The organism is Pseudomonas sp. R1-18 (assembly GCF_051132095.1).
GTDB lineage: Bacteria > Pseudomonadota > Gammaproteobacteria > Pseudomonadales > Pseudomonadaceae > Aquipseudomonas.
Genome location: NZ_CP071658.1, coordinates 3,560,466 through 3,585,099 on the forward strand (window position 1 = coordinate 3,560,466; position 24,634 = coordinate 3,585,099).

Consider the following 24,634-nt stretch of genomic DNA (forward strand, 5'->3'; position numbering starts at 1 on the left):
CAATGAGCCTGCCGGATGCAATGCATTCTTGGGCGGGTGGCGACGGGGCGTCCAACTAATAAAAGCAGCCGGGCAAGATAAGAAAAACTGAAGAGGCCGGCCAGGCAGCTGTGCGGCCCGGCCAGCGGCGCTTAGCGCCAGTCGCGATTGAGCTGGGGCTTGCGGCGTCCGCCACGGACGACCCACGCGAGCGCCACGAACAGGCTTTCGATCAGCATCGCCAGAACCAGCGCACAGACGATGCCCCAGGCGATGACCTCGGGCGCCAGCAACACCTGCCAGGTGTAGCCGTTGTAAGTTTCGCGACGAATATCCGGGTCGGCGGCGGTCGCGACATGCCAGGCGCGCGCATACCAGGGCCCCTGCAGGCCAAGCCACTGACGCTCCAGCGCATGGGTGCGCGTCAGCAGGGTTTCGATATTGGTCGCATCCTGACGGAATACCGGGTCTTCGCTGCTGCGGTAATGCTGGATCAGCGCTTGCACGTCGCCTTTGAAGAATTGCTGCGCGGTCGCGTTGAAGCCCTTGATCGCCTGTTGTGCCTCGATCAGGTGTGCCTCCACGCGCTTGCTGTAATCACTGATGAAGCCGGGCACCTGAACGCCGAACAGCAGGCCTGCAGTGAACAAGACCAGTCGCAGATAACTTCGCAGCATGTAGATCCCTCTCGTTGCGTTTCTGATTGTTATATACGAGCGCCAGCTTCAGCGCGGCCCTGAGCGACCAGTTCGCCTTTGCGCCACAGGCTCCAGTCGCCGGGCTCGTAGCGATTCCAGGTTTCGTTCTCGGTGAGCGGTTCAGTGGCGATGACCGTGACCACATCGTGCGGAGTGGTTTCGGCCTGAAAATCGACGATCACGTCGACATCTTTCAAACGGGCAGGGCCGAACGGCGCGCGACGCGTGATCTGGGCGAGCTTGGTGCTGCAGAAGCAGAACAGCCAGTCGCCATCGCTGAGCAGGCAATTGAACACGCCTTTGGCACGGTACTCGGCGCAGGCCTGGACCAGCCAGGGCAGCAATTCTTCCACCTCGACCGGTTCAGGAAACGCTTCGCGCACCCGATTGAGCAGATCGCAGAACGCCGCTTCGCTGTCCGTGTCGCCCACGGGTCGATAGAACGTGGCGCGGGGCTGGAAGTCGGCGAGCTGGCCGTTGTGAGCGAAGCACCAGTTGCGCCCCCACAGCTCGCGTACAAAAGGATGGGTGTTGGAAAGACAGACTTTGCCGACGTTGGCCTGACGGATATGGCCGATCACCACTTCGCTCTTGATGGGATAGCGCTGCACCAGCTGGGCGACTTCCGAATCGCAGCTGGCGGCCGGGTCCTGAAACAACCGCAGGCCGCGTCCTTCATAGAACGCGATGCCCCAGCCGTCACGGTGCGGACCGGTGCGACCGCCACGCTGCATGAGCCCGGTGAAGCTGAAAACGATGTCGGTCGGGACATTGGCACTCATGCCCAGTAATTCACACATGCTCGGGTTCTCGCTTCAGACGTTGCGCAGCGGGCGCGCAGGCTTAAAACCGGTCAAGCAAGCAACCTGCTACAAACGTGGCTCGACCCGCGCGCGACCGGTCGGGATCGGTGCAACCGGCGAGCGCACACTGCGCTCGTCCCGGGCATAAGGCTGGTCGTCTGCGTCGGTATCGGCAGCGACCGGTTCGTCTGCCGGCCTGGGCTGGCGGGCCTTGCGGTTCTTTTCAATCGGCCAGCGCACCAGCACGAACAGCAGGTAAGCGCCAAAGGCAAACATGCCGTACATCGCCAGATCGGATACCGCGGCCCAGACATTGCTGCCGACCTTGAACAGCAGGTCCAGCGCGGTGATCGCCACGGCAGGCGCCAGTGCTTCCTTGACCGGATCAACCGTGGTCGGCGTAAACAGCAGCACGGCGGCCAGCACCAGCAGCGGCTCTTTGAGATAGCGCCACATCCAGCGGGTCATCAGGTACCACACCAGCAGGCAGCCCAGGGCGGCGAATAGGTACAGGCCCCACGCGGTCAGATAATCGTTCTCGGTCATGTCGTCCGTGGTAAGGCAGGTAGAGTGGCGCTTATGATAACGACTTTTCACCGGCCCGGCTTGCCCGGCTTGCGTATTCGGTTCAGCGTGTAGCCACACCTCGCGATCCGTTGCCACGACAGACGCCTTTTCAGAGAGAGCCCCCATGTCCTTCTCGAACGCCACCTCCCGCGCCCCGATCGCCCGCAAGGCTGACGGCCGCGACCCCTACGCATGGCTGCAGAATCGCGACAGCGATGAAGTGCTCGATTACCTCAAGGCGGAAAACGACTATCAGCAACAGCAGCTGGCTGACCAGGCTGCGTTGCGCGAATCGCTGTTCCAGGAGATCAAAGGTCGCATCCTGGAAACCGATCTGTCGCTGCCCTCCCCCTGGGGACCGTATCTGTATTACACACGGACAACCCAGGGCGACGAGTACGCGCGGCATTACCGCTGCCCGCGTCCTGCGGACGACTCCAATACGGTCGACGAAGGTCGCGAAGAATTGCTGCTCGACCCCAATGTGCTGGCCGCCGGCGGCTTCTTCTCCCTGGGTGCGTTCAGTATCAGCCCCGACCACCAGCGTCTGGCCTACAGCCTCGACACCAATGGCGACGAGGTGTACCAGCTTTACGTCAAAGAACTCAGCAGCGGCCAGGTCACCAGCCTGCCATTCGAGGACTGCGACGGCAGCATGACCTGGGCCAATGACAGCCAGACCCTGTTTTTCGGCGAGCTGGACGACACACACCGTCCGCACAAGCTCTATCGCCACCGGCTAGGAGACGCTTCGGCAGATCTGGTGTTCAACGAGCCGGACGGGCGTTTTTTCCTGCATTGCTTTCGCAGCAGCTCCGAGCGGCAACTGATCCTGGTGCTCAACAGCAAGACCACCAGCGAAGCCTGGGTACTTGACGCCGATCAGCCGCAACAGGCATTCGTCTGCCTGGCACCGCGCGTTGAGGGTCATGAATACTTCCCAGACCACGGCCGGCTCGATGGCGTCTGGACCTGGTTCATCCGCAGTAACCAGAGCGGTATCAACTTCGCGCTGTACCACTCGTCCAGCGGCGTACCGACTCGCGATACCTGGCAGACGCTGGTCCCGCACAGCGACGCAGTCATGCTTGAAGACATCAGCCTCAATGCGCGGGGCATCAGCCTGAGCCTGCGCGAAGGCGGGCTGCCGATCATCGAAGTCCGCCCGCAAGGCCTGCCATCCTATCGGGTGCAGTTGCCGGACGCTGCCTACAGCCTCTACGTGCAGGACACCCTGGAATTCGAGAGCGACAGGATTCGCCTGCGCTACCAGTCGCTCAATCGTCCGCCCCAGGTCCGTCAACTGACGCTGGCAACCGGCGAGCAGACGGTGCTCAAGGAAACACCGGTGCTGGGCACTTTCGATGCCGATGCCTATGTCAGTCAGCGGCTATGGGCCACAGCGGCCGACGGCACGCAAGTGCCCATCAGCCTGGTGGTCAAGCGTGATCTGGTCGGTCAATCGACTCCGCTCTATCTCTACGGCTACGGCGCCTATGGCGAAAGCCTTGACCCGTGGTTTTCCCACGCTCGCCTGAGCCTGCTGGATCGCGGCGTGGCCTTCGCCATCGCCCATGTGCGCGGCGGCGGTGAATTGGGCGAGGCCTGGTATCGCAACGGCAAACAGGAACACAAGCAAAACACCTTCAGTGACTTCATCGCCTGCGCCGAACACCTGATCGCGGAAGGCCGGACCCGCGCCGACCAGCTAGTCATCAGCGGCGGCAGCGCCGGCGGCCTGCTGATCGGCGCGGTTCTCAACCAGCGGCCCGAGCTGTTCAAGGCGGCCATCGCCGAAGTGCCTTTCGTCGATGTGCTCAACACCATGCTCGACCCCGATCTGCCGCTGACCGTTACCGAGTACGACGAATGGGGCAACCCGCAACAGCCGGAGGTCTACGAGCGCATCAAGGCTTACGCGCCGTATGAGAACATCAAGGCCCAGCCTTATCCGGCCATGCTGGTGATCGCCGGCTATAACGACAGCCGCGTGCAGTACTGGGAAGCCGCCAAATGGGTCGCCCGGTTGCGCACCACAAAGACCGACGACAATCTGCTGCTGCTCAAGACCGAACTGGGTGCCGGACACGGCGGCATGAGCGGTCGTTATCAAGGCCTGCGTGACGTGGCGCTGGAGTACGGCTTCATCTTCAAGGTATTGCAAATCAGCGACTGAACTTGAGCTTGAACGCCTGTCTTAGTAGGGTCGGGGGGCGGGGACTTGTCCCCCTTTTCTTTTCCATTGATCGACATCAGAACCAGAACGAACCATGGCAGAACAACCGTCTCACCTGAACAACGCCATCCGCGACATGCTGTATGACTGTGGCCTGTTCGACACCTTGTTGCCGGGCGATTACCTGACCGTGGCCGGTTATTTCAGCATCAGCGATATCGATCAGGGCCAGAGCATCTTTGCCGAAGGGGACGCGGGCACCTTCATGTGCATCATCCACCACGGCACGGTGTCGGTGCAGAAGCTGAACCCCGAAGGCCAGCAGGTAGAGATCGCCACACTGAGACGTGGCCGTGCCTTTGGCGAGATGGCGGTGCTCGACGGCGAACGCCGTTCGGCCAGCTGCATTGCCGCGACCAACTGCCAATTGCTCAATCTGGGTCGCGATTCACTGGACCGCATGCTGGACGAAGCGCCGAAGATTGCCGCCAAGATCATCCGCGCTCTGGCGATTTCCCTGTCCAAGCGCCTGCGCATGGTCGACGGGCAGCTCCTGGCGCAACAGGTGTGAGATCACGCGTGTGGCGCTAAACTGCGCACATCCGCTTTTCAACAGGCATTCGATACAGGTGACAGCATGAGCACGGCCAACCCTCCCTCCCACACCGCCAAGCTGGACCGCATCCTGGCCGACGCCCAGCGCGACCGTGAAATGGGCTATCGCGACAAGGCTCTGCGCATGTACCCGCATGTGTGCGGCCGCTGCGCCCGCGAGTTTTCGGGCAAGCGCCTGAGCGAGCTGACCGTGCACCACCGCGATCACAATCATGACAACAACCCGCAGGATGGCTCCAACTGGGAGCTGCTGTGCCTGTACTGCCACGACAACGAGCACTCGCGCTACACCGATCAGCAGTATTTTTCCGACAGCTCGCTCGGCTCGCCCAAGACCGCCAAGGCCACGCACAACCCGTTCGCCGCGCTGGCGGGGTTGATGAAAAAAGAAGAGTGACACCGCACTCCTCATAAAAATACGGACTCTGTGGGGGGAGCTTGCTCGCGACGGTTTTTTGCCGACGAACGATGTGGTTGTATCGGCCCTTTCGCGAGCAAGCTCCCTCCCCCGTGCAGATACGCCTGTCGCACGAGCATTGAATTCACCACTGGAACCCCGCATGCCCTACCGCACATCGAGACGTACTTTTGTGAAAGGGCTTGCCGCCGGCAGTATTCTGGGAGGGCTGGGACTTTTGGGTCGGCCGGTCTGGGCGCTTCCCGGACACAGCCAACCCGCCGAGCTGTCCGGCACTGAGTTCGATCTGTACATCGGCCAGACGCAAGTCAACTTCACCGGCAGCGAAAAGACCGCCATGACCGTCAACGGCGGTATTCCGGGGCCGCTACTGCGCTGGCGCGAAGGCGAAACGGTCACGCTGCGGGTCAGAAACCGCCTCAAGGAGAGTACTTCCATCCACTGGCACGGCATCCTCCTGCCCGCCAACATGGACGGTGTGCCGGGGCTCAGTTTCGATGGCATCGCGCCGGACGGCATGTACGAGTACCGCTTCAAGGTCCGCCAGAACGGCACCTACTGGTATCACAGCCACTCGGGCCTTCAGGAACAGTCGGGCGTCTATGGGCCATTGGTGATTGAGGCGAAGGACCCGGAGCCGTTCACCTACGAGCGCGACTACGTGGTGATGCTCACCGACTGGACCGACGAAAACCCGGCCCGCCTGATGAGCAAGCTCAAGAAGCAGTCGGACTACTACAACAGCCACAAACGTACCATGGTCGATTTCATCAACGACGTCGGTGAGAAAGGCTGGAGCGCAACTGCCTCGGACCGGCGCATGTGGGCCGAGATGCGCATGGACCCGACCGATCTGGCGGACGTCAGCGCTGACACCTACACCTACCTGATGAACGGGCAGACGCCAGACATGAACTGGACCGGCCTGTTCAAACCCGGCGAGCGAATCCGCCTGCGGTTCATCAACGGCTCGTCCATGAGCTATTTCGACGTGCGTATCCCCGGCTTGAAAATGACCGTCGTAGCCAGCGACGGCCTGTACGTGAAGCCAGTAAGCGTCGATGAACTGCGTGTCGCGGTGGCGGAAACCTTCGATGTCATCGTCGAGCCGGAAGCTGGCGCGTACACGGTATTTGCCCAGTCCATGGACCGCACCGGCTTCGCCCGCGGCACCCTGACCAGCGCACCTGGCCTTAAGGCACCCGTTCCACCGCTCGACCCGCGCCCGCTGTTGAGCATGGCCGATATGGGTATGCATGACATGCCTATGTCACACGGCGAGATGGACCACGGCGCCATGCCTATGGACGCCACGCAGTCTCATCCGGACTCCGAGTCCGGCAACCCGCTGGTCGACATGCAAGCGATGAGCACCTCACCCAGGCTCGACGATCCCGGCATCGGCCTGCGCGACAATGGTCGTCGCGTGCTGACCTACTCCGACTTGCGCAGCACCTTCGAAGACCCCGATGGCCGCGAGCCGGGTCGCACCGTGGAACTGCACCTGACCGGGCATATGGAAAAATTCGCGTGGTCGTTCAATGGCGTGAAATTCTCCGACGCCGAGCCACTCGTTCTCAAATACGGCGAGCGAATCCGCATCGTGCTGGTCAACGACACCATGATGACGCACCCCATTCACCTGCACGGCATGTGGAGCGACCTTGAAGACGAGCACGGCCGGTTCATGGTTCGCAAGCACACCATCGACATGCCGCCCGGCAGCCGGCGCAGCTACCGCGTCACGGCCGATGCACTGGGCCGCTGGGCGTACCACTGTCATATGCTGTACCACATGGAGATGGGCATGTTTCGTGAAGTGCGGGTGGAAGAATGAAGATCGGCGCGATGACCAGATATTGCCGCCCGTGCCGAATCCGTCTACTGACGATTGCACTGGCCTTGCCCGCGTCGGCGCTGGGTGCCGGAATGGCAGGCATGGACCACGGCGACCATTCGATGCATGCCATGCCCGAGCACGACATGTCCGGCCACGAAATGCCTGCCGCACCGATCCAGGAAAAAGCACCGGCGCAAAGCCGCACGCCCATTCCGGCCATTACCGACGCTGACCGGGCGGCGGTCTATACCAGCCACTCGGGGCACCAGGTTCACGACGATGCCATCAATAGTTTTTTCGAGGCGGAGAAACTGGAGTGGCAGGACGCCGATGATGGAAGCGCTCTGGACTGGGACCTTTCGGGATGGATCGGCGGCGACGTCGACCGGTTGTGGTTGCGCTCCGAAGGCGAGCGCACCGATGGCCACACCGAGGAAGCCGAGGTGCAGGCGCTGTGGGGTCACGCTATCAGCCCCTGGTGGGATCTGGTGGTCGGCGCGCGTCAGGACTTCAAACCCGGCGCGCCGCAAACCTGGGCCGCGTTCGGCGTTCAGGGCACGCCTTTCTCCGACCTGGAAACCGAGCTGACGGCATTCGTCGGCGAGGCCGGCCAGACGGCGGCGCGGCTTGAGCTCGACTACGACGTAATGCTGACCAACCAGTTGGTCTTGCAGCCTACCGCCGAATTCAACTTGTATGGCAGGAATGATCCGCAGCGCGGGATCGGTGCGGGGCTGTCGGAAAGCGAGGTCGGCCTCAGGTTGCGCTATGAAATCAGCCCGCAGTTCGCGCCCTACGTCGGCGTTACCTGGAACCGCAGTTACGGCAAGACAGCCGACTACGCCCGCGAAGAAGACGAAGATACCAGCGAAGCCCGACTGGTCGTCGGCTTACGCATGTGGTTCTGAGCGCGAACTGCCAAGCGTCGCGGGTAGAGTTCGTCATCTGACACGCGCAGGCCTGGTGGGAAACGACCTGTCGCCTGCGGTGCTGCCGTATAATCGGCCGTTTTCTACCCAGAGCATCTTTCTCGTGGCAAACAAACGGTACGCCTGCATCGGCCTCTACAACCCCAAATCTCCGGAAAACGTCGGCTCGGTGATGCGCGCGGCGGGCTGCTACGGCGCGGCCTCGGTGTTCTATACCGGCAAGCGCTACGAGCGCGCGCGGGACTTCATCACCGACACCAAGAAAATCCATCAGGACATCCCGCTGATCGGCATCGAAGACCTCAAGAGCATTCTGCCGCTGGGCTGCATTCCGGTCGCCGTCGAACTGGTCGAAGGCGCCCGTCCGCTGCCCGAGTACACCCATCCGGACCGCGCGCTGTATATCTTCGGCCCCGAGGATGGCTCGCTCGATCAGGAAATCCGTGACTGGTGCGAGGACGTCGTCTACATCCCTACCGAGGGCTGCATGAACCTGGCGGCTACCGTCAACGTCGTGCTCTACGACCGCATGGCCAAGGGCAACAACACCCGCTCCGGGCCGCAGTTCGGTCGCGAACGCGCGGAGCCGTAGAAAGACGCTGATGTGAAAGCATTGAACAGTTTCGTCCGTGGGCAGTCAGTTTATCTTGAACCGAGCTACCAAATTTCGAGCTACGACTTCCGAGCCACCACTTCATGGAGAGCCATCATGGGCGATACCCCGATCATTGAACGCATCGACACCCCTCGCACGCTGCATCCGCTGCCACAACAGAACGTTAAAGGCTGGGAGCGCATCGGCTCGCTGGCCGGCGGCGTGCTGATGATGGGCAAAGGGCTGCGTCGTGGCGGTATCGTCGGGCTGGTGCAACTGGCCATCGGCGGCGCTGCATTGGCGCGTGGCATCACCGGCCACTGCTCGGCCAAGGCCAAACTGGAAAAAGGTCGTAGCGAGCTGCGTAACGTGCGCACCGACATCGAGCGCGCAGCTGCCGAGCTGAGCCAGCTCAAGACCGATACAGAAGCGGCCACCAAGACTGCCGTCAACAACGGCCTCGACGCGCTCAAAGAACCCAAGCCAGGTCTGTAAGCCCGTCAGCCCGCGCGAAAGATCAGGTGATCCTCCCAGTCGTCTTCCGACACGCTGTTCTCGCTGAGCATGCGTCCTGACTGGGAGATGCGCTCGTGGTGCACCGCGTCGCGGTCTCCACACACCAGATGATGCCAGAGCGGAAGATCCTTGCCTTCGCTGACCAGGCGATAGCCACAGGTCGGCGGCAACCATTTGAATTCGTCGGCCTGGCCCGGAGTGAGCTGGATACAGTCGGGCACCGTTGCGCGACGATTGCTGTAATCCGAGCACTGGCAGCTCTTCAGGTCCAGCAACGTGCAGGCGATCCGGGTGTAGTAAACGCTGTTGTCGTCTTCATCTTCGAGCTTCTGCAGGCAGCACAGCCCACAGCCATCGCACAGCGATTCCCACTCCTGCGGGTCCAGCTGATCGAGGGTCTTGCGTATCCAGAAGGGTTCAACTTTAGCGGCCATGGTTCGGGCAAAGGCATCGGTAGTGAAAAGGCCGCCAGTCTAGTGCCAGCGCGAGCCCGGGCCAAGCGCTTGCGACTGTCGGTATCACAGACTTGTCAGTGTGAAGGCAAAACAGTAGCGTTAGAGCGCTTGAGTCGATGCCTGCCGGCCGCGGCCCATCTCAAAAAGCGCCTTCCATTCTTCTCACGTCAGGACTTTCATGAGCACCAATACTCGCACCGCCGATCATGCCATCGACCCGCAGTTCACCGAGCGCTGGTCGCCTCGCGCCTTCGCTGACGCCAGCATTTCCCAGGACACACTGTTGAGTTTCTTCGAAGCCGCACGCTGGGCGCCTTCGGCCTACAATTCTCAACCCTGGCGTTTTCTCTATGCGCGTCGCGATACGCCGAACTGGGAGCGTTATCTGGGCCTGCTCAACGAGTTCAACCGCAGCTGGGCGCAACATGCTTCGGCACTGGTGATCATCGTTTCCAAGACGACGTTTACCGCACCGGGTGCGACCGAGGAAAGCCCGGCGTTGTGGCACACCTTCGATACCGGTTCGGCCTGGGCGCATCTGGCGCTGCAAGCGAGTCTGAGCGGCTGGCATACCCACGGCATGGCCGGCTTCGACCAGGAACTGACGCGCAAGGAGCTGAATATCCCTGACGACTACGCGATTCACGCGGCGGTCGCGATTGGCAAGCTGGGTGATAAGTCGAGCCTGCCCGAATACCTGCAGGGCCGCGAAACCCCGAGCCCACGCCGGCCCGTCGCCGAACTGGCCGCCGAAGGTGACTTCACCCTGTAACGTCAGATTGCCGCCCAGACCAAGGTCGCTCCCAACAGCAGCGTCGTTGAGCTGCGGACCTGTGGGAGATTCTATGTTTGAGGGGCAGCCCTCTAACGCCCCGGGCAGAAACTCAGAGTGCTCGCAAAGCCGCTTGTGATTCTGCCGAAGGGCGTGGGAGTGACCGGGCGGTGATCCGCTTGTCCGCGATCTGCCGGGATCCGGCAGCAAGATGGTTCACGCGGTGTACCTGAAAAACAAGGTCGCCCGATTTACTGCCGCTTCGCGCCAGATCGCAGGCAAGCGGAGCGCCGCCCGGCCAGCTCCTACGCCCTCCGGGCAGAACTCAGGGTGCTCGCAAAGCCGCTTGTGATTCTGCCCGAAGGGCGTGGGAGTGACCGGGCGGTGATCCGCTTGTCCGCGATCTGCCGGAACCGGCAGCAAGATGGTTCACGCGGTGTACCTGAAAAAACAAGGTCGCCCGATTTACTGCCGCTTCGCGCCAGATCGCAGGCAAGCGGAGCGCCGCCCGGCCAGTCCTACGCCCTGCGGGCAGAACTCAGGTGCTTGCAAAGCCGCTTGTGATTCTGCCCGAAGGGCGTGGGAGGCAGCTTGCTGGCGATTGCTCTTGATCAGGCGATGCAGATGTATGACTGGACCACCGCCGTCGCCAGCAAGCTGCCTCCCACGGATTTGACTCAATACCCCTTCGCGAAATCCACTTCGCCGCGCAGCGGCTCACCGGCCTGAAAGGCTTTCAGGTTATCGACGAACAGTTCCGTCATCGCCACAGGCGAGGTTGGGGCAGAGCTGTGGCCGGTCAGCAGCAGACCGTAGGCAGTCCAGAACGGATGGCGCTGCGGCAAGGGTTCCTGACGGCAGACATCAATGATCGCTCCGGCCAGATGCCCTTCTTTCAATGCCTCGACCAGATCCGCATCGACCACCGCGACGCCGCGCCCCACGTTGATGAACAGCGCGGTCGGCTTGAAGCGGGCAAACAGTTTTGCGTCGTACAGGTCGTGGGTTTCCGGCGTGTTGGGCAGCAGGTTGATGACATAGTCCATCTCCCCCACCAGCCGCTCCAGATCACCGAGCGCCGCCACTTCAACGAACGGCTCCTGAACCCGTGCCTTGCTCGCCACGCCATGCACCTGCACGCCAAACGGCAGCAGGAAATGCGCGACGCGCTGGCCGATATCGCCCGCGCCCACGATCAGCACTTTGCGCCCGGCCAGGCTCTGGCCCATGCGGTTGTCCCACTTGCGCTCGACCTGGCTCATCAGGCGCGCCAGCACCTCACGCTCGTGACCCAGCATGTAGGTCAGCAGGTATTCGGCCATGACCTGACCGAAAATGCCGACGGCACGGGTCAAGCGATAATCCCTGGTCAGACCTTCGACCAACAGCGGCGTGATACCCGCCCAAGTCGACTGCATCCACTGCGGCGTGTGGCCCTGGCGCAGCAGATTGGCAAGCAGATCCGGCTGTCCCAGCCAGACCGGGCAGTCGCTGGCCATGTTCGCGAGTTCAGCGGAATCGCCGCTGCTCATGACCTCCAGGTTCGGCGCGGCCTTGCGCAGCAGTTGGGTGTAGATCGGGTAATCGTGCTCGGCAATCAGGACGCGCATGCTTCAAAAACCTTAAAAACGGGGCAGTCGGCCACAGACGTGGGTCGTCATGCCCGCCGCTCTGTACGGGCGGGCATGACGACCTGGCAGGGTCGGATTCAGACGGGATCGTTGCGGCGCAGCAGCTCTTCGGGCAGATGCTCGATGTATTCGTCCTCGGCGGGCGGCATCTGCAGGTGATAGCCCTGCGTGTCGAGGTTTTCCAGCACCTTGTGGATGTCCTCGCGAGCCAGCGCGCGCTCAGGGCTCAGCACCAGATCGAAGGCATGTTGCGGCTTGCCGAACGCCGTCAGGAGGTCGACCGGTACACGCTTGAGCACGTCGCTCTTGAGCACATAGAGGTACATCTCGTTCTTTTTCGGACTGCGATAAATGGAGCAGATACGTTTCAAGGCTGTTCTCCTGAACCGGCCAGGCTGTCGAGCAGCGCTTGACCCATCAATTCGCGGCGCCAGCCACGCAGCGAATCAGGCAGTTGATAGGGACCGTTCGGGTAGCCGCTCTTGAGCAAGGCTTCGAGCGTTTTCTTGCGCAGCATCAGCTCGGGCGCCATGTCCAGTTGCTCGGCGTATTGCTGGCCGATGGACTTCAGACGCTTGAGGATACCCGCGGCGTCGATGGGCAGCGGTTCGGGCAGCGCGGGCGGCCATTGCTCGGGCGGCAGGCTGCCTGCGGTCTTGATCAGCTCCAGCAGAAACTCACCGTCCTGGCGCACGGTGCGCGGATGCATGTCTTCGATCCGCGCCAATGCGCCGAGGTTGTCCGGCTGAGTCTTGGCCAGCGGCCACAGTGAATGTTCACGCACGATGCGATTGCGCGGCAGATCGCGACTGCGCGCCTGGATCTCGCGCCAGGCGCATAATTCGCGAAGCACCGCCAGCTGCGCGGGCGACAGTTTCCAGGCCAGCTTGGCGTCGCGGTACACCTCGTACGGGTCGATCTCGCGGCGCAGGTTGGCGACCAGCTCGGCGCCGTCCTCCATCAGCCAGGCATATTTTTCGTCCGACAGCCGAGGCCGCAATGCCTCGAACAGTTCGGCCAGGTGCACCGCGTCTTCGGCGGCGTAGCTGATCTGGGTTTCCGACAGCGGGCGCTGCAGCCAGTCCGAGCGGGTTTCGCCCTTGGGCAGTTCGATTTGCAGTACTTCTTGCACCAGCCGCGAATAACCCATGGAAAAACCGATGTTCAGATAGGCCGCGGCCAACTGAGTATCGAACAGCGGTGCCGGCAGGCTGCCGGTCAGGCGCAGCAACACTTCAAGGTCCTCGCTACAGGCGTGGACGACCTTGATGACGTCGGGGTTTTCCAGTAAAGCGGACAGCGGTCGCCAGTCGTTGATCAGCAACGGGTCAATGAGCCAGGCGCTCGCGCCGTCACCGATCTGCAGCAACGCAGCAATCGGATAAAAGGTGTCGACCCGCATGAACTCGGTGTCGAGGGCAACAAAGGGCAATTTCTGCCAGTTTGCGCAATGGCGGGCGAGGCTGTCGTCGTCGCGAATCCAGTGAATATCGATGGCCACACGGCTCTCCCTTGAACAATGGCGCGCAGTATATCTCGCCAGCGCGGGTTATCGCGCATCTGTCATCCAAGTCTGCGCCTGTCCGCGAATATTTTGGATCAAACAATACTCACGCTGTGCCTCCGCAGGCGAACCTGAGGAGGCGTGAGCAGTTGCCCGTTGCGGATCAGACCGAACGACGACGGTACGCGCGATAATCGGGCGTCCAGAAATTGCGCTCGATGGCCGCCAGCAGCAGCTCTTCGGACGTCTCCAGCGCCAATCCTTCTGCCTGCGCTTCCTTGGCTACCGCCAGCGCGATCTTGCGGCTGACCTGCTGGATTTCCTTGAGCGGCGGCAACACGGCATCGCCCTGCCCGGTCACCATCGGCGAACACTCGGCCAGTGCATTCGACGCGGCCATCAACATGCGGTCGGTGATGCGTGAGGCACTGCACGCGACCACACCCAGACCGATGCCCGGGAAGATGTAGGAGTTGTTGCACTGTGCGATATGAATCGTGCGGCCGTTGATTTCAACCGGTGCGAACGGGCTGCCGGTTGCCACCAATGCGTTGCCATCGGTCCAGCGCAGGATCTCTTCCGGCGTGGCTTCGACCTTGGAGGTCGGGTTGGACAGCGGCATCACCAGCGGTTTGGGGCAATGCTTGTGCAGCTCGCGGATGACTTGCTCGGTGAACAGACCGCGCTGGCCCGACACACCGATAAGCACCGTGGCGCCCGCATTGCTGACCACATCCAGCAAGGTCGGGAATGCTTCGTCACCCGCAGTCCAGCCTGCGACGTCAGACGCTTTCTGCGCCAGACGACGCTGGAAGTCCAGCAGGTTATCCATGCCATCAGTCAGCAGGCCGTAGCGATCGACCATGAAGATTCGCTGGCGGGCCGCGCTTTCGCTCAGGCCTTCGATCTGCATGGCAGCAATGATGTGCTCCGCAATCCCGCAACCGGCGGAACCGGCACCGACAAACACGACTTTCTGTTGCGCCAGAGTCTCGCCCTTGGCCTTGCAGGCGGCGAGCAAGGTGCCGACCGCAACGGACGCCGTGCCCTGGATGTCATCGTTGAAGCAGCACAGCTCGTCGCGATACTTTTCAAGCAACGGCATGGCGTTGGATTGGGCGAAGTCTTCGAACTGCAACAGAACATCCGGCCAGCGACGCTGGACGGCGTCGATGAACAGCGCGATGAAATCGTCGTATTCCTTGCCGGTTACCCGCTCGTGGCGCCAGCCCATGTACATCGGATCGTCCAGCAGCTCGCGATTGTTAGTGCCCACATCCAGCACGATCGGCAACGTATACGCCGGGCTGATGCCGCCACAGGCCGTATACAACGACAGCTTGCCGATAGGGATGCCCATGCCGCCGATACCCTGGTCGCCCAGACCGAGAATACGTTCGCTGTCGGTCACCACGATGATCTTGATCCGGTCCTTGGTGGCGCTGCGAAGGATATCGTCGATGCGATCGCGCTCCGGATAGGAGATGAACAGCCCGCGGTGAGTGCGGTAGATCTTGGAGAATTCCTGGCACGCCTGTCCGACCGTCGGGGTATAGATGATCGGCAGCATCTCGTCGAGGTGCGAATCCAGCAGGCGGAAGAACAGGGTTTCGTTGTTGTCCTGGATCGAGCGCAGGTAGATGTGTTTGTCGAGGTCGCTCGCGCATTGTTTGTACTGGCTGTACACGCGCGTCACTTGCTCCTCGATGGTCTCCACGTTCTGCGGCAGCAGCCCGATCAGGTTGAATTCGACCCGCTCTTGCGGGGTGAATGCACTGCCCTTGTTCAACAGGGGCATTTCCAGAAGCGAAGGTCCCGCATAGGAAATATACAAAGGTCGCGAAGTGGTGGTCATTTTTCTAATCGCCTTTTTCGTCTGCTCGTTGATACTTTGCGTCGACCGGGGCGGGCAGCCTGGCTCTCGATGTTCTTGTCGTTCTGTTCGCCAGCGCTGTATCAGGCCTTTCCGGATTCGTCAGGGTCGAAGTCAGTGGCCACATATTACTCGTGACGACACAAATTGCGGCATATTGTCGCGTATCCAATAGCAAAATGATGTTGCTGAGCGCGGTGGCTCGCCTCGCACCGACACTCATCCTGTCAGCTGATAGTCCTTAACCCTTTTCCCTATGAGGTTTGCATGTTCAACGAAAAGCGATTCGCTGCGTTTCTGTTCGATATGGACGGGACACTGCTCAACTCCACCATCGCCGCCGAACGCGTCTGGGCCAAATGGGCTCGCAAGCACGGCCTGAACGTAGAAGCCTTTTTGCCGACCATTCACGGCGTGCGTAGCATCGACACGGTGCGCAAGCAGAACCTGCCGGATATCGACGTCGAACTGGAAGCAGCAGGCATCTCCCAGGCCGAGATCGAGGACGTGGAAGGCGTGATCGCGATCGAGGGCGTGGCCGCGTTTCTCGCATCGCTGCCCAAGGATCGCTGGGCGGTCGTCACCTCGGCGCCTTTGGCGTTGGCGCAGGCGCGGATGGGCGCTGCGGGACTTGAGCTGCCGGATGTGGTCGTAACCGCCGAAGACGTGACGCGTGGCAAACCAGCGCCTGACGGCTTTTTGCTTGCGGCGCAGCGACTGGGCGTCGACGCACGGGAGTGTCTGGTTTTCGAGGATGCTCCCGCCGGGATCGCCGCCGCCAAGGCCGCTGGCGCGAGCGTTGCAGTGGTCACGGCTGCACATCTGCATCCGTTTGAAACCCGGGACGTGACGCTGGCCACTTATGCAGGCCTCACCGTCCGAACCGATGGTCCGGGGTTGGCCTTTAGCTGAGACCTGCCAGGCGTGGCGGATCGTCGCAGCCGGAGGATGAACCTGAACTTAGCCTGACAAGTGTGGCTCAAAGCCACACATTTGTTCTGCATAAGGAAAGCCATTCATGTCCAAAGCCCTCGCCTACGCCCTCGCCCTCTCCGCCTCGCTCGGCCTTGCAGCGTGCGACAGCAAATCCGAACAGAAAGCTCAGGACGCTCAGGCCCACACCGAGAACGCGCAGCAGAAAGCGGAGTCGGCTCAGGACAAGATGCAGGAAGCGAAAAAAGAGCACACCGAAGCCGTCAACGACCATGCCGAAGCCCGCGAAGCCGCCGCCGAAGAGAACAAAACCTTCGTGCCGGACTCCGACGGACCTGCCTCGATCCAGACCCCGGAACAAAAATAATCGGCATCTGAAACAGCGACGAATTCTTCACAAACTTTTCACAGCCCGGGGCGCATCTTGAAGACGCTCCCAAGTGTGAATCCCCTTAAGCCCGCTCCCCCATCGCGGGCTTTTCTTTGTCTGGATTTTACAAAAATACAACCCTGTTCAATCCCCGCCCCAGCAGCCGGGCAAGGCTGATCACTGCCTTTGCCAAGCAACCATCGAGTGCAAGCTTCGCACGGTGTAACAGAACAATTCGAGGATGCTCGTTTCTGCCTGATGCTCCGCGCAGCGCAGGCGCGAATCCACCCCTCTGCCTGCGTATACTGCCGACAAACGGACACCGACTGGCAGCGCTCATGGCATCCAGAACGACGCCAGCCTGCGCGAGACCTTCGGGAGTCCAATGACAACCAATGGAATGTGAGAGCAAATGTATGGAGCTTCGTTCTGAGTTGATGCCACCCGTGCTGGATGAGTCTCTGGTGGCTCGATTGACCGCTTATGCAGAAGAGATTGACTGCGGACACCCTGAGGAAAACCTGACTCAGCTGGCTGCGTTTAATAAAGAAGCCGCTACCGTTCTGGAATTTGCCGATTTTCAAGGCATCTACGGCGGCCAGGACCACGACACATGGGTCCGCAAGATACTGGCGCAACCGTACGAAAAGCGCTTGGAGAACGTCAGCAAATCCGAGCTGATCGAACTGGCCCGCAGGGTTATGCAAGCTGAAGGAACTGAGCACGCTATCGATTTCTGGTTGACGATGCTTGAAATCAACATTCCGAATTCCCGGATATCAGCTCTGATTTTCTGGCCAGGCGAGTATTTTGGCCATGAAGATTATCCTCAGGAGTTGTCACCCGAGCAGGTTATAGAAATTGCCTTGAGGGATAGCAGGAGCATCGTCTGATCATCGGTCTCCAAGGCAGACCTGATTTGCCGCGATTCAGCATTGCACTGCGCCTACCGACTGCATTCGGACGTCGTTCATCAAGCCGCCTTTGATCTGCCCGTAGCACTCTTGCCCTCCCCGAATGATGTAAAAAAGCCACCATTGATGTAGGATGCGCGGCCCGCTCGCTAGCGGCGGCAGTCATGGCAGGACTCCCATGACAGGAACTCAAGGAAAATCAGATGTTTAAATTTCGTAATATCGTTGCGGCCACGCTCATTACCCTGACCACCGGATGCGCTTCGGGCCTGAACTCGTCCCAGGAAGCCGAGCTTGCTCGCTACCGCGCCAGCAACCTCGCCGTCGAGGAAAAGAGCCCGGGCCTTGCTGCGGGGCTGGGCATTCTGCCGGGCGGTGGCTCTTTCTACGGCCGCTCCTATGGCTTTGGCGTAGTGAACCTGCTGTTCTGGCCTCTGTCGATCCTGTGGGATCCGGTCAGCGGCTACGACGCCGCCGAGTCGATCAACTACCAAGCCACCAAAGCCCACGTAAACAGCTTGAAAAGACGTGAGATGGATCTGCTGGACGAGAAGCTGGCAACAGACGAAATCGATATGAAGCGTTACACCCTTGAAAGACGCAAGGTCGACGACAAGTATTCAGCCACGCTTTAAGTGATCAAAAGCCCGCGCCGAGCGGGCTTTTTTTCGTGCTGTAGACGTCGATAATACGAAAACAGACATCTCCTCAACTCCCATGCCTGATCGCTGAAGAAACAGTTCGACCAGAGGAAATAGCCAAGAGATCTCCCCTCTTCATAAGCCACGAGATGTGCTCAAGAAAAACGTGACCACACAAAAAAGCCCCGGAAGCATAACTTCCGGGGCTTTCATTTGTATGGCGGAGAGATAGGGATTCGAACCCTAGGTACCGGTGAAGGTACAACGGATTTCGAATCCGTCCCATTCGGCCACTCTGGCATCTCTCCAACGGCGCGCATGATAACAGGACATTGCGAAAAGGCGAAGCCTTTACGCTGATTTTTTTCGTGCTATCAAGCGCTTGCGTGGCTTGCCGCCTTACAACGGCACGCCCAGACGGTTCGCGACTTCTTCATAGGCTTCGATGACGTCGCCGAGGCCCTGGCGGAAGCGGTCCTTGTCCATCTTCTTGCGCGTTTCCTTGTCCCACAGGCGGCAGCCGTCCGGGCTGAACTCGTCGCCCAGGACGATTTCGCCGTGGAACACACCGAATTCAAGCTTGAAGTCCACCAGCAGCAGGCCGGCGTCGTCAAACAGCTTGCTCAGCACTTCGTTGACCTTGAGGGACAGTTCCTTCATGCGGGTCAACTGCTCGGCGGTGCCCCAACCGAATGCCACGACGTGGGATTCGTTGATGAACGGGTCGCCCTTGGCGTCGTCCTTCAGGAACAGTTCAAAAGTGTACGGATCGAGCTTGAGGCCTTCTTCAACGCCCAGGCGCTTGACCAGGCTGCCCGCTGCGTAGTTACGCACGACGCATTCGACCGGGATCATGTCGAGTTTCTTGACCAGGCACTCGTTATCGCCCAGCAGTTTGTCGAACTGAGTCGGCACGCCGGCCTCTTCGAGCTTCTGCATGATGAAGGCGTTGAACTTGTTGTTCACCATGCCCTTGCGGTCCAGCTGTTCGATGCGCTTGCCGTCGAACGCCGAAGTGTCGTTACGGAACAGCAGGATCAAGCGGTCGGCGTCGTCGGTCTTGTAAACCGACTTGGCTTTGCCGCGGTAGAGTTCTTCACGTTTTTCCATGATGGGCTCCGCTTGCTAAGTAGTTGGGCTAGGCGATATGTCGCCAGTCGAGCCCTGAATCTTGATCGGCCAGTTGCAGCCAGTCCGGGTCGCACCCGAGGGTGTCGACGAAACATTGCCGGGCCAGCTGCGGCAGGTTGTTCTTGCTGCTGATGTGGGCCAGCACCAGATGCTGCAGACCCTGCCACCCCAGCTCGCTCACCAGGCTTGCGGCCTGGTGGTTGTTCAAATGTCCCATTGCCCCGCCGACGCGCTGCTTGAGGAATCCGGGGTAATGGCCTCGGGCAAGCATGTCGCGGCAGTGATTGGATTCGATCATCAAGGCATCCAGGCCTTGATAACGATCCAGCACCCGAGGGCACCATGAACCCAGATCGGTCAGCACGCCCAGACGACGACGGCCATCGCTGAACACGAACTGGGTCGGCTCCAGCGCATCGTGGGAAACCGATACCACATCGATGTTCAGCGCGCCCAGTTCAAGCCGCTGACCGCATGCCACCACCCCGGTGGTTTCGACCGGCTTGCGCATCCCGCGCAAGGTACCGTTGCTCATGTAAACCGGAAGATTGTAGCGCCGAGACAGCAAACCCACGCCATGCACATGATCGGCATGTTCGTGGGTCACCAGAATCGCGCTCAGTTGCTCGGCGCCCACACCCAGCCGGGCCAGGCGCCGTTCGGTTTCCCGCAGGGAGAAACCGCAATCCACCAGCACGTACGTGTCGTTACTTGCGACCAGCGTGCCGTTGCCACGGCTGCCACTGCCAAGGACTGCGAAACGCACTTAACCCAGGTTGTCCTGAATGACGCTCAATACACGGCGGGCAACGTCTGCCGGCGCCACGGTATTGATGTTCTTCTCGACGGTCACCTGCACGTTATCGCCCACTTTGCTCAGGCGGACCTGATAGCGTTCGGCACGCGCTTCGACCTCTTCCTTGCTGGCATCGCTGCCAAACATGCGGCTGAAGAAACCTGGCTGGTTTTCCGGCGTCTTCGCCTTCTCTGCCAGGTTGATGTAGTACAGACCCAGGCTGCGGTTGATGTCTTCCACGCGCCAGTCGCCCTGATCCAGTGCACGGCCCACGCTGGACCATGCGCGATCGAGGTCGGCGCCCAGGTTCAGCACCGGGTTGCCGCTGCCATCTTCGCTCAGCGCCACGCGGCTTGGAGTGTCGTAATCGCGCGCGGCCAACAGCGAAACCGAACCGCCCTTCTCGGCGTTGCGGTTCATGCTGGCCAACAGGTCGTCGGTCAGCGCAGCGTCGAGGCCCACGTTGGTGGTGCGCTCGGGGAAGCCGGCGTCAGCCGTGCTGCCGGCAGGCCGCTCGACGCTGACGACATAGACTTCACTGGTGTTGCGCTGCACGCCCGGCTCGATACGGACCCGGACACGGGTTTCGGCGTCGGCAGCGGTACCGCTGGCGCTCATGCGACGGGAGACGGAAGCGGACAATTCGTCCAGACGCTGCCAGGTGGAGCTGAACTCACCGGTCTGCGGACGCTCTTCAGCGATGCGGAAGCCATTGTCTTCAAAATACTGATGCGCTACCGGCCAGACTTCGGCAGGCGGACGCTGAACCAGAATCCAGCGCGCGTCGCCGCTCTGCTGCAGGCTGAAGTCGCTTGCGTCGGACGAGGCGGTCAGCGGTTGCGGACGAGGAACGACGTATTCGCCTTTCGCTGTGCTGTCCGCGACGTTACGGGGGATCGGCAGCAGCGGGTCGAGTCGCTTGCTGCTGGAGATATCGCCAGGCACCTGCATCGGCGGGGTCTGGGTGGCCTCCAGATAGTCGCTTCCGCGATCACGGAAGTAACCATCTTCACCCCATAGCCAACCGCAACCGCTGGTGCTGGAGATAATCAAGGCAAGTGCGGAAAGTCCGGCCAATCGCTTCATTGCGTAGTGCTTCCTCAATTAAACCAATACGCCGGACTGGCGCATGGCCTGTCGCAGCGGTTCGTGACAGGCTTCGCTGAGCCAGGTGAGCGGCAGACGGATACCGTCCGGCATCAGACCCATTTCATGCAATGCCCATTTCACCGGGATAGGGTTGGATTCGATAAACAGGTTGTTGTTGAGCGGCATGAGCTTCTCGTGAATCGCCCGGGCCGTCTCGGCATCACCGCGCATGGCGGCGGCGCACAGCTCGCTCATGGCGCGCGGCGCGACGTTGGCCGTGACCGAGATATTGCCTTTGCCGCCCAGCAGCATCAGTTCGACCGCGGTGGCGTCGTCGCCCGAGTACACCAGAAAATCGCCGCCGACGCCGGCCAGGATGTCCCTGGCGCGCTGCAGGTTGCCGGTGGCTTCCTTGATACCGATGATGTTGCTCACCGCGGACAGGCGAATGACCGTCTCGGGCAGCATGTCGCAGGCGGTACGGCCGGGAACGTTGTAGAGAATCTGCGGGATGTCGACGGCGTGGGCGATATGACTGAAATGCTGGAACAGGCCTTCCTGGGTCGGCTTGTTGTAGTACGGCGTGACCAGCAGGCACGCATCGGCGCCGGCGGTCTTGGCGTTGGTCGTCAGTTCGACGGCTTCGCGCGTGGAATTGGCACCGGTGCCGGCGATGACCGGAATGCGACCGGCCACCTGATCGACCACGCGACGAATGACCTCGATGTGTTCGTTCACGTCCAGAGTCGCCGACTCGCCCGTCGTGCCGACGGCAACGATAGCGTTGGTGCCCTCTTGCAAGTGGAAGTCCACCAGTTTGCTCAGGCTGTCCCAATCCAGACGACCTTGTGCATCCATGGGTGTGACCAGTGCCACCATACTGCCCGCAATCATGCAACCGCTCCTGCCGGAAAAAGAGAGCCGTAATGGTACTGGCGCTATCAGCCTTGTACAAGCAAAGTACCGCGCTCTGAGCATTCCCCTCGGCGTTGGTTTTCGCTACCCTTCTTCCTTTGATCGGTACTGGCCAGCTGCGCACCTCGTTCAATCGGTCGATTCTGTCGCGTAAAGCCCTGCCCCGGCGTCTTTCAGCCATGCCACGGCATTGCCATGCGGGTCTGTCGTGTCCGAGCCAGGTCGCCGTGTCGCGCTGTCGATCACCGAATCGCCCCAGCAGGTCCGGAAATGTACCGACCGCTCATCGTCTAGGAAAGCTGCATGTCGTCCACCCCCACAGTTCGCGAACAATTCCTTGTCATCAGTGCCCTTGGCGCAAACCCCATGGAGCTGACCAACGTGCTGTGCCGCGCCAGCCACGAAAGCCGCTGCTCGGTCGTCAGCTCGCGGCTGACCCGTCATGGTGAATGTAGCGCGCTGATCCTTCAGCTGTCCGGCAGCTGGGACGCCCTCGCCCGCCTGGAAGCCGGCCTTCCCGGTCTGTCCAAGAAGCACGCGTTCACCATCAGCGTGGTGCGCAGCGCGACGCTCGAAAGCCGTCCAGAGGCCCTGCCCTACGTGGCCTACGTCAGCTCGGCCTACCGTCCGGACATCATCAACGAGTTGTGCCAGTTCTTCATCGACCACAACGTCGAGCTGGAAAACCTGATCTGCGACACCTATCAGGCACCGCAGACCGGCGGCACGATGCTCAATGCCACGTTCACCGTCACCCTGCCGGCCGGTACTCAAATCAGCTGGCTGCGTGATCAGTTCCTCGATTTCGCCGACGCACTCAACCTCGACGCGCTGATCGAACCATGGCGCCCTCAGGCACCGATGTAAGGAAATCTTCATGGCCGTAGCAGTAGATCAATCCGTTCCCGACTTCCAGGCATCCGCCACCAGTGGACAGGTCGTCAACCTGTCGGCGCTCAAGGGCCAGCAGGTCGTGATTTATTTCTACCCGAAAGACAACACGCCCGGCTGCACCACTCAGGGGCAGGATTTTCGCGACCATATCGCTGAGTTCCAGACCGCCAATACGGTCGTGTTCGGCGTATCGCGCGACAGCCTCAAAACCCATGAGAACTTCAGGGCCAAGCAGTCCTTCACGTTCGAACTGATCTCGGACAAGGACGAAACGCTTTGCCAGCTGTTCGATGTGATCAAGCTCAAGAAGCTCTATGGAAAGGAATACCTGGGCGTCGACCGCAGCACCTTTCTGATCGACAAGGATGGCATCCTGCGTCACGAATGGCGCGGCGTGAAAGTACCGGGTCACATTGCCGACGTGCTCGCCAGAGCGCAGGCGCTCAACGGCTGACCTGACGGCTTCGCTGCGCCACCGCATGTCGCGCAGCGAGCCTGCTGCTCACTTCAGAGCAGCGGCGCTACGGACGGCTCGCTGCGCGGCCAGGCATCAAGCACCGCCTTGAACAGCGTCGCCAGCGGAATCGCGAAGAATATCCCCCAGAAGCCCCACAGCCCGCCGAACAGCAGTACCGCGCAGATAATCGCCACCGGGTGCAGGTTGACCGCCTCGGAAAACAGCAGCGGCACCAGCACGTTGCCGTCCAGCGCCTGAATGATCCCGTGGATCATCATCAGGTAGATGAACTGATCGCCCCAACCCCACTGGAAAAGACCGATCAGCGCCACCGGCACCGTCACCACGACCGCGCCGACATAGGGCACCACCACGGAAATCCCTACAAGCATCGCCAGCAACGCGGCGTAGTTGAGGCCCAGAGCGACGAAAGCGATGTAGGTCACGCCGCCGCAGATCAGGATTTCGATGACCTTGCCACGGATGTAGTTGGCGATCTGCCGATTCATGTCCTCGGCGACGCGCGTCAACAGCGCCCTTTCGCGGGGCAGATAGCCCCGTGCCCAGCGCCCTATCATCCGGCGGTCCTTGAGGAAGAAGAACACCAGGATCGGCACCAGCACCAGATAGATCATCAGATTGACCAGCAGCGGCAGGCTCGACAGCGACAATGTCAGAGCCAGCTGGCCGAATTTGCCGATCTCGCCGCGTGCGGTCTCGATGGCCTGCAGCACCTGTTCGTCTGAGACCAGATGCGGATACCGCTCCGGCAGCAGCAACAGCAGCGACTGCCATTTGGCGAGCATCCCGGGCAGCTCGTTACCCAGCGTGATCAACTGATGCCACAGCAGCGGCACCAGCACCAGCAGAAACACCAGCAGCACACCGATGAACAACGCGAACACCAGGCCGACCGCAGCGGTTTCCGGCAGCCGCAGCCGCTCCAGAAAACTGACCATGCCCTGCATCAGGTAAGCCAGCACCAGCCCGGCCAGTACCGGCGCCAGCATCCCGCCAAGCGTCAGGACCAGAGTAAAAGCCAGGACCAGCAGTACCGCGAGCACCACCGCTTCCTCGTCCGAGAAATAGCGTTGCACCCAGTTGCGAAGCACGTTGAACATCG

Annotated in this window: 27 protein-coding genes and 1 tRNA gene; 14 read left to right on the forward strand and 14 right to left on the reverse strand. The window is 61.0% G+C overall.

What is annotated here, in order from left to right:
- Positions 1 to 131: 131 nt before the first annotated feature.
- From J3P77_RS16230 to J3P77_RS16240, 3 genes are all read right to left on the reverse strand, one after another.
- On the reverse strand, positions 132 to 656 hold the full coding sequence (locus tag J3P77_RS16230; RefSeq protein ID WP_434677611.1) for a DUF2937 family protein: 525 nt from the start codon (positions 654 to 656) through the stop codon (positions 132 to 134).
- 29 nt (positions 657 to 685) lie between these two features.
- Entirely contained in the window at positions 686 to 1,477 is a 792-nt protein-coding gene (locus J3P77_RS16235; RefSeq protein WP_434677612.1) for a class II glutamine amidotransferase, read from the reverse strand.
- Between the two features lie 69 nt (positions 1,478 to 1,546).
- The gene (locus J3P77_RS16240; protein ID WP_434677613.1) at positions 1,547 to 2,026 is read right to left on the reverse strand and encodes an MFS transporter; all 480 of its coding nucleotides are present in this window, start codon (positions 2,024 to 2,026) and stop codon (positions 1,547 to 1,549) included.
- Positions 2,027 to 2,171: 145 nt separating this feature from the next.
- Here J3P77_RS16240 and J3P77_RS16245 point away from each other — a divergent pair, with 145 nt between their 5' ends.
- The 7 genes from J3P77_RS16245 to J3P77_RS16275 all read left to right on the forward strand — a co-directional run bounded on the left by J3P77_RS16245 (position 2,172) and on the right by J3P77_RS16275 (position 9,115).
- Complete coding sequence (locus tag J3P77_RS16245; RefSeq protein ID WP_434677614.1) at positions 2,172 to 4,223, forward strand: S9 family peptidase; 2,052 nt, start codon at positions 2,172 to 2,174, stop codon at positions 4,221 to 4,223.
- Positions 4,224 to 4,317: 94 nt separating this feature from the next.
- Positions 4,318 to 4,794, forward strand: a complete 477-nt coding sequence (locus J3P77_RS16250) for a cyclic nucleotide-binding domain-containing protein (RefSeq protein WP_434677615.1) — start codon at positions 4,318 to 4,320, stop codon at positions 4,792 to 4,794.
- A gap of 66 nt (positions 4,795 to 4,860) precedes the next feature.
- Positions 4,861 to 5,235, forward strand: coding sequence for a YajD family HNH nuclease (locus tag J3P77_RS16255; RefSeq protein WP_434677616.1), 375 nt, complete (start codon positions 4,861 to 4,863; stop codon positions 5,233 to 5,235).
- A gap of 163 nt (positions 5,236 to 5,398) precedes the next feature.
- Positions 5,399 to 7,093 carry a copper resistance system multicopper oxidase gene (locus J3P77_RS16260; protein ID WP_434677617.1) on the forward strand — a complete coding sequence of 565 codons (1,695 nt, stop codon included), beginning with the start codon at positions 5,399 to 5,401 and terminating at the stop codon, positions 7,091 to 7,093.
- Positions 7,094 to 7,104: 11 nt separating this feature from the next.
- Positions 7,105 to 8,004: a copper resistance protein B gene (locus tag J3P77_RS16265; RefSeq protein ID WP_434677618.1), complete on the forward strand. Its 900-nt coding sequence runs from the start codon at positions 7,105 to 7,107 to the stop codon at positions 8,002 to 8,004.
- Between the two features lie 124 nt (positions 8,005 to 8,128).
- Entirely contained in the window at positions 8,129 to 8,617 is a 489-nt protein-coding gene (locus J3P77_RS16270; protein ID WP_434677619.1) for an RNA methyltransferase, read from the forward strand.
- 117 nt (positions 8,618 to 8,734) lie between these two features.
- On the forward strand, positions 8,735 to 9,115 hold the full coding sequence (locus tag J3P77_RS16275; RefSeq protein WP_434677620.1) for a YgaP family membrane protein: 381 nt from the start codon (positions 8,735 to 8,737) through the stop codon (positions 9,113 to 9,115).
- Positions 9,116 to 9,120: 5 nt separating this feature from the next.
- Here the strand turns inward: J3P77_RS16275 and J3P77_RS16280 are convergent, their stop codons facing one another.
- Positions 9,121 to 9,570, reverse strand: a complete 450-nt coding sequence (locus J3P77_RS16280; RefSeq protein ID WP_434677621.1) for a YcgN family cysteine cluster protein — start codon at positions 9,568 to 9,570, stop codon at positions 9,121 to 9,123.
- Between the two features lie 199 nt (positions 9,571 to 9,769).
- Between J3P77_RS16280 and J3P77_RS16285 the strand changes: the two genes are divergently transcribed.
- Positions 9,770 to 10,363, forward strand: a complete 594-nt coding sequence (locus J3P77_RS16285; RefSeq protein ID WP_434677622.1) for a nitroreductase family protein — start codon at positions 9,770 to 9,772, stop codon at positions 10,361 to 10,363.
- 677 nt (positions 10,364 to 11,040) lie between these two features.
- Here J3P77_RS16285 and J3P77_RS16290 read toward each other — a convergent pair.
- The 4 genes from J3P77_RS16290 to J3P77_RS16305 form a co-directional block, all read right to left on the reverse strand.
- Entirely contained in the window at positions 11,041 to 11,973 is a 933-nt protein-coding gene (locus J3P77_RS16290; RefSeq protein WP_434677623.1) for a D-2-hydroxyacid dehydrogenase, read from the reverse strand.
- A gap of 98 nt (positions 11,974 to 12,071) precedes the next feature.
- On the reverse strand, positions 12,072 to 12,365 hold the full coding sequence (locus J3P77_RS16295) for a YcgL domain-containing protein (RefSeq protein WP_434677624.1): 294 nt from the start codon (positions 12,363 to 12,365) through the stop codon (positions 12,072 to 12,074).
- A complete protein-coding gene (rnd, locus tag J3P77_RS16300) occupies positions 12,362 to 13,495 on the reverse strand; it encodes a ribonuclease D (RefSeq protein WP_434677625.1) in 1,134 nt (377 codons plus the stop codon). The genes J3P77_RS16295 and rnd overlap by 4 nt, the downstream gene beginning before the upstream one ends.
- A 166-nt stretch (positions 13,496 to 13,661) precedes the next feature.
- A complete protein-coding gene (locus J3P77_RS16305) occupies positions 13,662 to 15,353 on the reverse strand; it encodes an NAD-dependent malic enzyme (RefSeq protein ID WP_434677626.1) in 1,692 nt (563 codons plus the stop codon).
- A gap of 285 nt (positions 15,354 to 15,638) precedes the next feature.
- On the opposite strand from J3P77_RS16305, the gene J3P77_RS16310 reads away from it, so the two are divergent.
- The 4 genes from J3P77_RS16310 (at position 15,639) to J3P77_RS16325 (ending at position 18,223) form a co-directional block, all read left to right on the forward strand.
- The gene (locus tag J3P77_RS16310; protein ID WP_434677627.1) at positions 15,639 to 16,283 is read left to right on the forward strand and encodes an HAD-IA family hydrolase; all 645 of its coding nucleotides are present in this window, start codon (positions 15,639 to 15,641) and stop codon (positions 16,281 to 16,283) included.
- Positions 16,284 to 16,389: 106 nt separating this feature from the next.
- The gene (locus J3P77_RS16315) at positions 16,390 to 16,671 is read left to right on the forward strand and encodes a hypothetical protein (protein ID WP_434677628.1); all 282 of its coding nucleotides are present in this window, start codon (positions 16,390 to 16,392) and stop codon (positions 16,669 to 16,671) included.
- Between the two features lie 419 nt (positions 16,672 to 17,090).
- A complete protein-coding gene (locus tag J3P77_RS16320) occupies positions 17,091 to 17,567 on the forward strand; it encodes a hypothetical protein (protein WP_434677629.1) in 477 nt (158 codons plus the stop codon).
- Between the two features lie 224 nt (positions 17,568 to 17,791).
- Positions 17,792 to 18,223 carry a hypothetical protein gene (locus J3P77_RS16325; protein WP_434677630.1) on the forward strand — a complete coding sequence of 144 codons (432 nt, stop codon included), beginning with the start codon at positions 17,792 to 17,794 and terminating at the stop codon, positions 18,221 to 18,223.
- Between the two features lie 224 nt (positions 18,224 to 18,447).
- On the opposite strand, the gene J3P77_RS16330 is transcribed toward J3P77_RS16325, so the two are convergent.
- From J3P77_RS16330 to dapA, 5 genes are all read right to left on the reverse strand, one after another.
- Positions 18,448 to 18,537 (reverse strand) — tRNA-Ser (locus J3P77_RS16330).
- A 91-nt stretch (positions 18,538 to 18,628) separates the two neighbouring features.
- Positions 18,629 to 19,339 carry a phosphoribosylaminoimidazolesuccinocarboxamide synthase gene (gene purC / locus J3P77_RS16335; RefSeq protein WP_434677631.1) on the reverse strand — a complete coding sequence of 237 codons (711 nt, stop codon included), beginning with the start codon at positions 19,337 to 19,339 and terminating at the stop codon, positions 18,629 to 18,631.
- Between the two features lie 28 nt (positions 19,340 to 19,367).
- The gene (locus J3P77_RS16340; RefSeq protein WP_434677632.1) at positions 19,368 to 20,126 is read right to left on the reverse strand and encodes an MBL fold metallo-hydrolase; all 759 of its coding nucleotides are present in this window, start codon (positions 20,124 to 20,126) and stop codon (positions 19,368 to 19,370) included.
- On the reverse strand, positions 20,127 to 21,242 hold the full coding sequence (bamC, locus tag J3P77_RS16345) for an outer membrane protein assembly factor BamC (protein WP_434677633.1): 1,116 nt from the start codon (positions 21,240 to 21,242) through the stop codon (positions 20,127 to 20,129). It abuts the gene before it with no gap.
- 18 nt (positions 21,243 to 21,260) lie between these two features.
- Positions 21,261 to 22,139, reverse strand: a complete 879-nt coding sequence (dapA, locus tag J3P77_RS16350) for a 4-hydroxy-tetrahydrodipicolinate synthase (protein ID WP_434677634.1) — start codon at positions 22,137 to 22,139, stop codon at positions 21,261 to 21,263.
- Positions 22,140 to 22,463: 324 nt separating this feature from the next.
- Here dapA and J3P77_RS16355 point away from each other — a divergent pair, with 324 nt between their 5' ends.
- Positions 22,464 to 23,027 carry a glycine cleavage system protein R gene (locus J3P77_RS16355; protein WP_434677635.1) on the forward strand — a complete coding sequence of 188 codons (564 nt, stop codon included), beginning with the start codon at positions 22,464 to 22,466 and terminating at the stop codon, positions 23,025 to 23,027.
- A gap of 10 nt (positions 23,028 to 23,037) precedes the next feature.
- Entirely contained in the window at positions 23,038 to 23,508 is a 471-nt protein-coding gene (locus J3P77_RS16360) for a peroxiredoxin (RefSeq protein ID WP_434677636.1), read from the forward strand.
- A 53-nt stretch (positions 23,509 to 23,561) separates the two neighbouring features.
- Here the strand turns inward: J3P77_RS16360 and J3P77_RS16365 are convergent, their stop codons facing one another.
- Positions 23,562 to 24,632 (reverse strand): AI-2E family transporter, encoded by a 1,071-nt coding sequence (locus J3P77_RS16365; RefSeq protein ID WP_434677637.1) that lies wholly within the window; start codon positions 24,630 to 24,632, stop codon positions 23,562 to 23,564.
- Between the last annotated feature and the right edge of the window lie 2 nt (positions 24,633 to 24,634).